This is a genomic window from Citrobacter sp. MGH100 (assembly GCF_001034465.1).
GTDB classification, from domain to species: Bacteria; Pseudomonadota; Gammaproteobacteria; order Enterobacterales; family Enterobacteriaceae; genus Citrobacter; species Citrobacter youngae.
Map to the genome: position 1 here is coordinate 1,020,331 of NZ_KQ089800.1, position 12,108 is coordinate 1,032,438.

Annotated in this window: 14 protein-coding genes; 13 read left to right on the plus strand and 1 reads right to left on the minus strand. The window is 52.3% G+C overall.

Annotated features, from left to right (window positions below; translation table 11 throughout):
- Positions 1–5: 5 nt before the first annotated feature.
- The 13 genes from SK32_RS26245 (at position 6) to SK32_RS04895 (ending at position 11,378) form a co-directional block, all read left to right on the plus strand.
- Positions 6–1,208, plus strand: coding sequence for a DUF2272 domain-containing protein (locus SK32_RS26245; RefSeq protein WP_075551374.1), 1,203 nt, complete (start codon positions 6–8; stop codon positions 1,206–1,208).
- 3 nt (positions 1,209–1,211) lie between these two features.
- Positions 1,212–1,664, plus strand: a complete 453-nt coding sequence (locus SK32_RS04840; RefSeq protein WP_048211556.1) for a hypothetical protein — start codon at positions 1,212–1,214, stop codon at positions 1,662–1,664.
- Between the two features lie 10 nt (positions 1,665–1,674).
- On the plus strand, positions 1,675–2,010 hold the full coding sequence (locus tag SK32_RS04845) for a hypothetical protein (protein WP_048211557.1): 336 nt from the start codon (positions 1,675–1,677) through the stop codon (positions 2,008–2,010).
- A gap of 230 nt (positions 2,011–2,240) precedes the next feature.
- Entirely contained in the window at positions 2,241–4,880 is a 2,640-nt protein-coding gene (locus tag SK32_RS04850) for a YdbH family protein (RefSeq protein ID WP_048211558.1), read from the plus strand.
- On the plus strand, positions 4,877–5,068 hold the full coding sequence (locus SK32_RS04855; protein WP_045442846.1) for a YnbE family lipoprotein: 192 nt from the start codon (positions 4,877–4,879) through the stop codon (positions 5,066–5,068). Before SK32_RS04850 ends, SK32_RS04855 begins: the two co-directional genes overlap by 4 nt.
- Positions 5,069–5,075: 7 nt before the next feature.
- Entirely contained in the window at positions 5,076–5,402 is a 327-nt protein-coding gene (locus SK32_RS04860; protein ID WP_048211559.1) for a YdbL family probable chaperone protein, read from the plus strand.
- A 109-nt stretch (positions 5,403–5,511) separates the two neighbouring features.
- On the plus strand, positions 5,512–6,117 hold the full coding sequence (locus SK32_RS04865) for a CDP-alcohol phosphatidyltransferase family protein (protein ID WP_048211560.1): 606 nt from the start codon (positions 5,512–5,514) through the stop codon (positions 6,115–6,117).
- Positions 6,114–7,031: a phosphatidate cytidylyltransferase gene (locus SK32_RS04870; protein WP_048211561.1), complete on the plus strand. Its 918-nt coding sequence runs from the start codon at positions 6,114–6,116 to the stop codon at positions 7,029–7,031. The genes SK32_RS04865 and SK32_RS04870 overlap by 4 nt, the downstream gene beginning before the upstream one ends.
- A gap of 3 nt (positions 7,032–7,034) precedes the next feature.
- Complete coding sequence (locus tag SK32_RS04875) at positions 7,035–7,676, plus strand: lysophospholipid acyltransferase family protein (protein WP_048211562.1); 642 nt, start codon at positions 7,035–7,037, stop codon at positions 7,674–7,676.
- On the plus strand, positions 7,669–9,429 hold the full coding sequence (locus SK32_RS04880) for a bifunctional alpha/beta hydrolase/class I SAM-dependent methyltransferase (RefSeq protein ID WP_048211563.1): 1,761 nt from the start codon (positions 7,669–7,671) through the stop codon (positions 9,427–9,429). The genes SK32_RS04875 and SK32_RS04880 overlap by 8 nt, the downstream gene beginning before the upstream one ends.
- Positions 9,419–10,723, plus strand: coding sequence for a phosphatase PAP2/dual specificity phosphatase family protein (locus SK32_RS04885; protein ID WP_048211564.1), 1,305 nt, complete (start codon positions 9,419–9,421; stop codon positions 10,721–10,723). Before SK32_RS04880 ends, SK32_RS04885 begins: the two co-directional genes overlap by 11 nt.
- Positions 10,699–11,100: a hypothetical protein gene (locus tag SK32_RS04890; RefSeq protein ID WP_048211565.1), complete on the plus strand. Its 402-nt coding sequence runs from the start codon at positions 10,699–10,701 to the stop codon at positions 11,098–11,100. Before SK32_RS04885 ends, SK32_RS04890 begins: the two co-directional genes overlap by 25 nt.
- A 98-nt stretch (positions 11,101–11,198) precedes the next feature.
- Positions 11,199–11,378, plus strand: coding sequence for a hypothetical protein (locus SK32_RS04895; RefSeq protein WP_048211566.1), 180 nt, complete (start codon positions 11,199–11,201; stop codon positions 11,376–11,378).
- A 34-nt stretch (positions 11,379–11,412) separates the two neighbouring features.
- Here SK32_RS04895 and azoR read toward each other — a convergent pair whose 3' ends face one another.
- Entirely contained in the window at positions 11,413–12,018 is a 606-nt protein-coding gene (gene azoR, locus SK32_RS04900; RefSeq protein ID WP_005126702.1) for an FMN-dependent NADH-azoreductase, read from the minus strand.
- Positions 12,019–12,108 lie beyond the last annotated feature (90 nt).

Sequence of the window (12,108 nt, forward strand, 5' to 3'; positions counted from 1 at the left end):
ATCTGGTGACCCGCTACGTTAATGCAAATGGGCGATTCAGTGCCGATCTTGCTCCATATGTTGCAAAGATAGGTAATATCGCACTGGTTGACAATGAACCGTTTAAGGACTTATTACGACGAGCAGGGCGCGATGATCCGATAATGAAATCGGTACAGGATCGGTTCTTTGATGAGCGCTACTATCTGCCTGCGCTGAAATGGGCACAGGACTTTGGTTTTAAAGATGCGCTCTCATTTCTGGTCATCTATGACTCATTTGTTCATAGCGGCACTATTTTGACGTTCTTGCGCGCCCAGTTTCGTGAGGTGCCTCCAGCCAGTGGCGGTGATGAACGCACCTGGATTTCCCAGTATGTTGAAGTGAGAAATTCATGGTTAGCCAACCATAGCAACCCCGAACTTCATCCTACCGTTTATCGTACAAAATGTTTGCGATTTGAAATAGATCGCGGCAACTGGGATCTTTCGCAGGTCCCCATTAACGCTAACGGTATACCCGTCGGGCCCTTACCTGATATATCAATCACTCAGACATCGATACCTCCGGTGGAACAACCCAGCGTTCCGTATTTTGGTGAGGAAGCACCCGTTTCTGGTTTTGCGGATAACGCCGCGTCGATCGCCGCTGACGAGTGGCATTTTTTTGGCGAGCAGCGCTACAACCGCAATGGTGGCCTTCTTCATTCCGGGCACAAAGAGGGTGAGGATGGCTGGTGGCAACGTGTTGGCCTGTATTGGGCAAAAATCGGGCGGGACGATCTGGACGGGCGAGATCATGACTGGCCGTGGTCGGCGGCGTTCATTTCATGGGCCATACGTCAGGCTGGCGCGGGGGAGCGTTTTTCCTACTCTGCTTCGCATGCGACGTACATCAGCAAATCGATCCGCGACAGAAATCAGGGTAATGCTAAAGCGTTGTACTGGGGATACAGGCTGAATGAGCGTAAACCGCAGGTGGGGGATTTGGTTTGTTGGGACAGAGACCCCGACAAAGTCGTTGATTACGATCATCAGCATCTGGGCAACTACAGCAGTCACACCGACTTAGTTGTTTCCGTAGGCACTAATGAGATTGAAATTATTGGCGGTAATGTTGGTAATTCGGTGACACGACGCCCGTTGGCGCTCACCGCCGACGGATTCCTTGCCAGCGACGTACAAGGAGGGGAAACGCTGTTTGCCATCATGGGGTATCGCGGAGAGTGAAAAATGAAACGATCTAATATAGTGCTTAAATACGCTGCCCCGCTAATGTTTTGCACTTTCCTTTTACTGAGTGGGTGTGCCTTATTCGTTTCACACTACGATGCAGGCGCGTACCAGAACTTCACAAATTTAAAGGCGTTCCACCTTAAATTTCTCGAAGATAATACAGCTAAACCCGGGAATACCTTTGATGAAACTAAGGTAAAGGCTACTTGCGATACCGGGGACCTCAAGTTCCGTGAGGCGACGGAATATGCTGCAGGCAAACATGATGACTCACGTGTACGGGCTATTCATTACCTCGATAATGTCTTTGAGAGTGATTGCCGAATGGCGATGAAGGATAAAAAGTTATTTAGCGTCGTCTATGCGGATGAAAAAACCGATGTAGTTAAGTTGAACTACGATCTGGCCATTCGGGGAGAAAGTTCCCGTGTGGGGTCTGTTGTAAAATAGGGGATGAAAAATGTCAGATATTGATGATGCCATGAATGCGATTAAAAATGAGGTTGCTGAATCCATTAAAGAACAACTGAAAGCGCTCTTGCTCTCGGCAGCAAAAGATACGAATGAGGTAATAAACGATACCGGTAAGAAAATTGCGTACTGGCTGCGTCTTCGTGGGCAGGGAAAACTGAGTGACAGTGAACTGGAGGCGTTGCTCTACGCCAGAGATCAACTGCTGCGACAATATAAAAACACGGTGGAAATTGCAGCAAGAGCTCAGGTTGAGAAGATTGCTATTTCGCTGGTTAATATTGTGCTCGACAAATTATTGGGCATTGCCTTTCATCAGAAATGAGGCACGGCATAGGGCTAATAGGGCGAAAAAATGGTCGGTTTTCTGCGCCACTGACGGATGTGGTACAGGGTATCTCACTGAGAGACCACTATTTTTTATTACCCACAACCTATAAATATTACATATATTTCAATGGTATCTATTCTTAAGGTGGGCATGTTTAGCTAAACATGCCACAATACTGGCCCAAACCGGCTTAAATTTTCGCTAAATCAGGATATTAACTACCCATGAAGGGTAAATATAAAGCCGTTCTGGCACTCCTCTTATTATTGATTCTCGTGCCGCTGACGTTGGTCATGACGCTTGGCCTGTGGGTTCCCACGCTGGTGGGCGTCTGGTTGCCTGTCGGCACGCGTATTGCGCTGGATGAGAGCCCACGGCTGACACGGCATGGGCTGCATATCCCGGAACTTCGCTATCTGGTCGATGATTGCCCGCTAGCGCGCATTACTCAGGCAGAGCTCTCTCACCCCAGCCGCTGGTTGCTTAATGTTGGGACAATTGAGCTCGACTCGGCTTGCCTGGCCAAATTGCCGCAGGCAGAACCCTCGCCGGTAGCGCCAAAAACGCTGGCTGAATGGCAATCGATGCTACCCAATACCTGGATTAACATCGACAACGTTATTCTCTCTCCATGGCAGGAGTGGCAGGGGAAACTGTCGCTCTCGCTAACGCCCTCTACCCAGCAGCTGCGCTACCAGGGTGAAAAAGTTAAATTTCAGGGGCGTCTGCACGGACAGAATCTGACGGTAAATGAGCTGGATGTTGCAGCATTTGAAGGGCAGCCGCCGATAAAACTGGTCGGTGAATTTACCATGCCGCTGGTTCCTGATGGACTACCAGTGAGCGGGCATGCGGTTGCTACTCTGAGCTTGCCGCAGGAGCCAACGCTGGTTGACGCCGAACTTGAGTGGCAAGAAAACAGCGGACAACTGATCGTCATGGCACGGGATGCGGCCGATCCGCTTCTCGATCTGCCATGGGAAATAACGCGTCAGCAACTGACTATCAGTGACGGTCGCTGGAACTGGCCTTATCAGGGGTTCCCGTTAAGTGGGCGTCTGGGGGTGAAAGTTGAAAACTGGCAGGCCGGTCTGGAAAATGCCGTGGTGAGTGGGCGTCTGAACATTCTGACGCAAGGCGATGCCGGTAAAGGAAACGCCGTATTAACGTTAGGGCCAGGTAGGCTCGGTGTGGATAGTAGCGATATGCCGTTACAGTTGATCGGTGAGGCGAAACAGGATGACCTGATCTTCTACGCGAAGTTACCCGCCAGACTTACCGGAAGCCTGATCGATCCGCAGCTCGCTTTCGAGCCAGGGGCATTGCTGCGTTCCCGTGGGCGAGTCATCGACTCACTCGATATTGACGAAATTCGCTGGCCATTGGCTGGCGTTAAAGTGACACAGCGCGGTGTGGATGGGCGTCTGCAGGCCATTTTACGAGCGCATGAGAACCAGATGGGTGACTTTGAGTTACACCTTGATGGTCTGGCCAATGATTTTCTTCCTGATGCCGGTCGTTGGCAGTGGCGGTATTGGGGCAAAGGCAGTTTTACACCGATGCATGCGCTTTGGGATGTCGCGGGCAAAGGGGAGTGGCACGACAACACCCTGAGACTTTTCGACCTCTCGACCGGGTTTGACCAACTGCAATACGGCACCATGAAGGTGGAAAACCCGCGTCTGGTGATGGATGCGCCGATTGTGTGGGTCCGTGATGCCGAAAAACCGACGTTTAGCGGTGCGCTTTCGCTCGATGCCGGAAATACGCTCTTTAGCGGGGGCAGCGTCTTACCTCCTTCAACGCTGAAGTTCAGTGTTGAAGGGACTGATCCGACGATTTTCCAGTTCAAAGGTCAACTTCATGCCGGAGCAATTGGTCCTGTACAGTTGAATGGGCGCTGGGATGGGATCCGCCTGCGTGGCCAGGCCTGGTGGCCAAAACAATCACTCACCGTTTTCCAGCCATTGGTACCACCGGACTGGAAAATGAATCTGCGCGAAGGTGAACTTTATGCGCAGGTGGCGTTCTCCGCCGCGCCGGAGCAGGGCTTTGAGGCGGGGGGGCACGGTGTACTGAAAGGGGGTAGTGCCTGGATGCCTGATAACCAAATTAACGGTGTCGATTTTGTGCTGCCGTTTCGTTTTAGCGAAGGCGTATGGCAACTGGGTACGCGGGGGCCGGTGTCATTACGTATTGCGGAAGTTGTGAATCAGGTTGCTGCGACAAACATCACCGCCGATCTGCAGGGCGGGTATCCCTGGAGTGAAGACAATCCGTTGCTGTTAAGCGATGTCAGCGCCGAACTACTGGGTGGCAAAGTGGTTATGCAACAACTGCGGATGCCGCAGCACGATCCGGCATTGTTACGGGTGCAGAATATCTCCTCCAGCGAACTCATCAGTGCGGTAAATCCGAAGCAGTTTGCTATGTCGGGTCCGGTCAGCGGTGCGTTACCGTTATGGCTGAATAACGAAAAGTGGATCATCAAAGACGGCTGGCTGACCAACCCAGGACCAATGACGTTGCGTATTGATAAGGACACGGCGGATGCCGTCGTCAAAGATAATATGGCGGCCGGTGCGGCCATTAACTGGCTGCGTTATATGGAAATAAGTCATTCCTGGACGAAAATAAATCTGGATAACCTCGGTGTTTTAACCATGCAGGCAACGGTGACTGGCAACAGTCGGGCGGATGGCAAAGTGGGAACGGTTAATTTGAATTACACCCACGAGGAAAACGTCTTTACGCTATGGCGCAGTTTGCGTTTTGGCGACAATTTACAGGCATGGCTTGAACAAAATGCAGCGCTGCCAGAAACCCATTGCCCGGAAGGCAAGGAATGTGAGGAACAACAATGAAAACGATAGCTGCCATGCTGGGACTGCTTGCGTCATCTCTGCTGGCGGGGTGTACCCCCAGAATCGAAGTGGCTGCGCCTAAAGAGCCCATCACTATCAATATGAACGTCAAAATCGAGCACGAGATCCATATCAAAGTGGATAAAGACGTCGAGAGTTTACTGAAATCGCGCAGCGATCTGTTCTGAGGTCACGATGAAAAAACAGCTTGCAGCGATCCTGGTGGCGTTAAGTTTTTTGAGCGGCAACGTATGGGCATTGACGCTGAATGAAGCCAGAACCCAGGGACGGGTAGGCGAAACGCTTAACGGCTATCTTGTAGCGCTGAAAACGGATGCTGAAACGCAGGCGCTGGTGAATGAGATTAATAAAGCGCGCAGCGCCAGCTATCAGCAACTGGCTGAGAGTAACAACATTCCGCCAGATGAAGTGGCGAAAATGGCCGGACAAAAGCTGGTCGCCCGCGCTAAACCGGGAGAGTACGTCCAGGGAATCAATGGTAAGTGGTTGAGGAAAGAATAACCTTGCTTGTTAGTAAAGTCTGATTTTGAGTTCAGTCGAGAAAAGTATCAGGTAAGCGGGGAGTGATTAATCTACTATAGCCAAACAGACATATTATCAAGGAATGATGATGACGCTTTATCAGATCAAGCCTGCCTTTCAGGCGCTGTTACGCCCATTGATGTTTTGGCTACATAAGAAAGACATCACAGCGAATCACGTTACTCTCGCCGCGATGGCGCTTTCTTTTGTGACCGGTGTCGTACTGGCGATTTTTCCCCAACCTGGATTTTTTGTTCTCCTGCCAATCGTGTTGTTTATTCGAATGGCGCTTAATGCGCTTGATGGCATGCTGGCACGTGAATGTCACCAACAATCACGCCTTGGGGCCATTCTGAACGAGAGCGGGGATATTCTGTCCGATCTGGCGCTTTATCTGCCGTTTATGCTGCTTCCGGACAGTAACGTAATACTGGTTATGGTGATGCTGTTCTCTGCGGTAATGACGGAGTTTTGCGGCGTTCTGGCACAAACGATTAATGGCGTTCGTAGCTATGCCGGGCCGCTGGGTAAAAGCGATCGAGCGCTGGTATTTGGCGCATGGGGTCTGGTGTTGGCTTTGTGGCCGCAGCTTGTGCAGTGGAACAATCTGCTGTGGGGCATTGCGACGCTCCTGCTGCTATGGACGGTAATTAATCGCTGTAAAAGTGCATTACGCGAAGCGGGGGTGAAATGATGCTGCTGGAGAAGTCGCTCGCAGTTATTTTTGCATTGCTGCTGGTTGCAACGGGAGTGAATGGATTACTGGTGTGGCGACGACCGGACAAAGACTGGCGGGAACTGACGTTACGTATTCGTACCTGGTGGATAATCATCATCCTGTTTTCTCTGGCGATTTTAAGTCCGCACTGGCTGGCACTGACCTTTTTTGCGCTGGTGAGCTTTATGGCGTTAAAGGAGTTTTTGACGCTGGCGCCGTCGCGTCAGACCGATCGCATGCCTCTGCTGTGGATGTTCATTGCTATTCCGATTAACTACTGGCTGATTGGCATCAATTGGTACGGCATGTTTGTGGTATTTATCCCAGTCTACGCATTTTTATTCTTGCCCGTGCGGATGGTCATTGCGGGCGATACTCAGGGTTTCTTGCGCTACGCTTCGCAGCATCACTGGAGTCTGATGACGACCGTTTTTGCCTTCAGCCATGTGGCATTTTTGCTGATTCTGCCCGATGACGGCAAGCAAACCGGCGCATTGCTGGTGCTGTTCTTGGTTGGCTTAACAGAATTCAACGATATTGCACAGTATCTGTGGGGTAAATCGATTGGCCGCATCAAAATTACGCCCAAAGTCAGTCCTAACAAGACGCTGGCGGGATTGGTTGGCGGCGTGGCAACGACTACGCTGATGGCGGCGGTGCTTGGGCCAGTCATGACGCCATTAAACTTACCGTTGTCGCTGCTGGCAGGTTTTATTATCGGCCTCAGTGGTTTTTGTGGTGATGTGGTGATGTCGGCAATAAAACGTGATATCGGCGTGAAGGATAGCGGAACACTGCTGCCAGGCCATGGTGGCATTCTTGATCGACTGGATTCTCTGATCTTCACCGCGCCGGTATTTTTCCATTTCATTCGCTACTTTTGCTACTAACTTATGATGAGCTCAATTCTGCGAATGCTGTTTACGCTGTGCATCGTCTGGCCGGTGATCTGGCTGTGGCTTGGGCTGCGTATCAGGCACCGGGAGCGTTTGCCCACACGCGGCCCGGCAATTATTGTCGCCAATCACAACAGCCATATGGATGTTTTTGCGCTGCTTTCGCTCTTTCCGCTGCGCCGCCAGTCGTCGGTTCATCCGGTGGCTGCCGCTGACTATTTTCTGCGTAATAAAGCCATGGCCTGGTTTGCGCTAAATATTCTCAACATTATTCCCATTTCGCGAAAGGGCGGAGAAACCAATCCGCTGGCGCAGTGTGAACAGGCATTACGTGACGGCAAGATCCTGATCCTCTTTCCGGAAGGTACGCGAGGCGAGCCTGGAGTATTGTCGCCGTTGAAATCTGGATTGTGGCATCTCAGTCAGCGTGTACCGGAGGTACCGATTATTCCCGTCTGGCTACGAGGCACTGAATCTGTCATGGCGAAAGGGAATCGCATACCGCTGCCGCTGTTTATTGACGTCAATATTGGCAGCGCATTGAATTTTCATGGTGATAAACACCGCTTCATGGACGAACTCAGACAGCAATTTTTGCTGTTGGAGCAACAAACTAAAGGAATGCATTCTCATGAGTAATATACGAGTACCTGACGAACAACATTTTGTGACCAGCGACAACACCGAGCTGTTTTACCGCCACTGGCCAGCAATTGCGCCGGGTGCGACGCCGAAAGTGATCGTCATGTTCCATCGCGGACACGAACATTCCGGGCGGCTGCAGCATATGGTGGACGAACTGGCGATGCCGGACACCGCATTCTATGCCTGGGATGCGCGCGGTCACGGCCACTCTCCGGGCCTGCGTGGCTACAGTCCTTCGCTGGCGCGTTCGGTGCAGGATGTTGAAGAATTCGTACGTTTCGCCGCAGCAGACAGCCAGGCCGCAATGGAAGATGTGGTGGTTGTGGCACAGAGCGTTGGCGCGGTATTGGCCGCGACATGGGCTCACGACTATGCGCCCACCATTCGTGGGCTGGTGTTGGCGTCACCGGCGTTCAAAGTAAAATTATATGTGCCGTTTGCTCGCCAGGGGTTGGCGTTAATGCACCGACTGCGCGGCCTGTTTTTCGTTAAGTCTTACGTTAAGGGTAAGTATCTCACGCACGACGCAGAGCGGGTGGCAAGCTTCAACCAGGATAAACATATCACCCGGGCGATTGCGGTGAATATCCTGCTGGATCTCTATAAAACGGCAGAACGCATTGTCAGCGATGCCGCCGCCATTACGATGCCTGTGCAGTTGTTGGTATCCGGGGATGATTTCGTTGTGCATCGCCAGCCGCAAATTGATTTTTATCAGCGCTTGAGGAATCCGCTCAAAGAGCTGCACGTGCTGCCAGGGTTTTACCACGATACGTTGGGAGAAAAAGACCGGCATCTGGCGTTCGATAAAATGCGTGATTTCATCACCACGCTTTACGCTATGGCACCGCAGCGCTTTGATTATAGCAATGAAGATCGCTGGAGCCCTGGTGCCGATACCTGGCGGATGCTCAGCGGGGGACCCGCGCCGTATTCTCTCGACGACATTGCATACCGTGGCTTGCGCTATGGCATGAAGCTTCTGGGCACGGAATCGACAGGCGTTCGCCTGGGATTTGAAACGGGTTTTGATTCCGGTAGCACGCTGGATTACGTCTACCGCAATCAGCCGCAGGGGAGCAGCGCGCTGGGGCGTTTGATTGACAAAAACTATCTTAACAGCGTGGGCTGGAAAGGGATCCGTCAGCGTAAGATTCATCTGCAGATGCTGATCGGTCAGGCGGTCGCACATCTGGCGGAGCAGGGCACGCCGGTACATGTGGTCGATATTGCTGCCGGACACGGGCGCTATGTGCTTGATGCGTTGGAAGGTCAAAAGGCGGTGCGTTCAATTTTACTGCGCGATTACAGTGAACTGAACGTGAGTAAAGGTCGCGAAATGATCGCCAGCAGAGGTATGACTGACATCGCGCGCTTTGAACAAGGTGATGCCTTCAACCGCAAACAGCTGGCGGCGCTGGAACCTCGTCCTGGTTTGGCGATTGTCTCCGGTTTATACGAGCTCTTTCCTGAAAACACGCTGGTCAAAAACTCTTTGGCCGGGCTGGCAGAGGCGATAGCGCCGGGGGGCATTTTGATTTATACCGGGCAGCCGTGGCATCCGCAGCTTAAAACGATAGCCTGGTCGCTAACCAGTCATAAAGATGGCAAAGCGTGGGTGATGCGTGTGCGTACGCAGGGCGAAATGGATGCGTTGGTCCGGGAAGCAGGCTTTGATAAGTGCACACAATTGATTGATGAATGGGGGATTTTCACCGTTTCTATGGCGGTGCGTCGTGCTTCCTGAACAGCGTAAAGTTATGGTGCAGGCTGTGGGTTGGTTATTGCTGCTGGCACCCTTTTTTTTCCTTACTTACGGCAAGGCTAATCAGTTTACCGCCTGGCAGGATGCTCAGTATCAGAACGTTGGCAGCATCGTTTTCGGCTGGGAGTCTGCCATTCCGTTTATTCCGTGGACTATTGTCCCGTACTGGAGTCTGGATCTGTTTTACGGGTTATCCCTGTTTATTTGTACCACGCGTTTCGAGCAGCGTCGGCTGGTGTTCAGGCTGGTACTGGCATCGGTGATTGCCTGCGGCGGTTTTTTACTGTTCCCGTTACAGTTTAGCTTTACCCGCCCCGAAGTGACGGGGGCGGCGGGTTGGCTATTTGCACAGCTTGAACAGTTCGATTTGCCCTATAACCAGTCGCCGTCGCTGCATATCATTCTCTGTTGGCTGCTGTGGCGGCATTTCAATCGCCATCTGTCCGGCGGCTGGCGCAGACTGTGCGACGGCTGGTCTTTACTGATCGCGATATCGGTGCTGACCACCTGGCAACATCATTTTATTGATGTTATTACCGGGCTGGCGGCAGGAATGCTGATTGACTGGCTTGTACCGGAACAGCATCGTTGGCGCTGGTGTAAACCGGATGCCGCGCGTCTGAGACTGATGCGCCGATACCTGTTGGGCTCGGCATTATGTTTTATTGCCGCAGCGGGGCTGACGCTATGGTTGTTATGGCCTGCACTGGCCCTGTTGATGGTCGGCTGGGGTTACGCGGGATTCGGCGCGGCGGCGACGGCTAAAAATTCGCAGGGCCGACTGCCCTGTGCCGTTTACTGGCTGTCATTGCCGTGGCGCGCAGGAATGTGGCTATCAATGCGCTGGTTCACCCGCAGTGTGCCTGCGCTAAGTCCGGTCGCTGCAGGCGTTTATCTCGGTAGTTATCCGCGCTATGTGCCTGCCCAAAAAGCGGTGCTCGACGTAACCTTTGAGTTTTCACGTGGGCGGGCGACGGCCTCGCGTATGTATCACTGTGTACCGATGCTGGATTTAGTGATCCCGGATGAAGCTGAACTTCAGCAGGCGGTAAGCGCCCTAGAAACGCTGCGTGGGGCTCAGGGCACGGTATTGGTTCACTGTGCGTTAGGACTGTCGCGCAGCGCAATGGTGATTGCAGCGTGGCTGTTACACTGTGGTCATGCGACGACGGTAGAGCAGGCCGTAGCACGGATTCGGGCGAATCGACCGCAGGTGGTACTGACTGATAAACATCTGGAGATGCTGCAACAATGGCAACAAAAAGTGACAGCGTAACAAATGATGAGGCTCTTCAGCATGGTTTGCTCCGACACACGCTGGCAAGCTGGCGATTCATTCTGCTTTTTTCTCTCCCGCCGATGGTGTGGGTGCTGTTTGTTGCTCCGTCAGGTGTACTGCGTGCCATCATTGCGTTGCTATGCGCTGTGGTCTGGTTTGGGTGTTGGCGACTGTGGCTCGATGAGCGTTATTTTTCGCTGATTAATACGCAAAACAATGAGCAGGCCGGAAGCGCGCTGTGTTTTATCTGGCGACGTGAACGGTTGAAAACGTTAACGCTGGCTGAACGCCAGTCTGGCGCATTGCAGCAATGTCGAAAAACACTGTTTCTGGTTGTGGTTCTGTGGGCTGTCTGGTTGGCGCTATTGGTGTAGCGTTCGTATGGCTAATTCATCGATATCGCAATAGTTGCCACACTGCATGATATCGATGTTGATATAGTTCCCCTCCGGTAGCGTCCTGGGGTGAAATCATGTGGCTTTTCAAGTGGTATGTCTGGAATCGTTGGGTATTCAAGCTGTTAAGCCGGGATGTCGCGGAGCCGGAACAATTTTTACAGCATTGCTGGGAAGAGAATCTGGCGAAGTGCAGGGATTACGCAACCATCTGGCGTGATATTAATCGCATTCACGGGAAGCAGGCAAAGAAGTAAAAACCCTCCCACCGGATGGTGAGAGGGTCAATCATCAGGCAGCGACGACGCTGTCGATTGCCGCTTTTGCATCGGATTGTGCTTTAGATGCCACTTCCGGACCGTAAGCAATGCCTTCCGCGAAGACGACGTTCACGTCGGTGATACCGATAAAGCCCAGGAACACATTCAGATACGGGGTGATCAGGTCGGTCGGCGTATCTTTATGGATACCACCACGGCTGGTCAGCACGATCGCACGTTTTCCGGTTACCAGACCTTCCGGGCCTTTCTCGGTGTAACGGAAGGTCACGCCAGCACGGGCAATCAGGTCGAAGTAGTTTTTCAGTTGCGTTGGGATGTTGAAGTTATACATCGGCGCGGCGATAACAATCACATCATGCGCTTTCAGCTCAGCGATCAGTTCATCGGACAGCGCGAGCGCTTCTTGCTGGCGTGGCGTCAGCGGCGTATCGCTCGGGCGCATCGCACCCACCAGCTCGCCATCCAGCACCGGAACAGGATTTGCAGCCAGGTCACGGACGGTGATTTCATCAGCGGAGTGCTTTTCACGCCACTGTTCAACAAAATAATCAGACAACTGACCAGACTGAGAGTACCCTGCCAGAATACTGGATTTAAGAACTAATACCTTGCTCATGGGTGTTTCCTTTTATGTGTTTGAAGGGGATGTGCCCCGTTGCTTGTTGACACTTTATTCACAATCCTGCCGCAGTGATAGCGCAATATA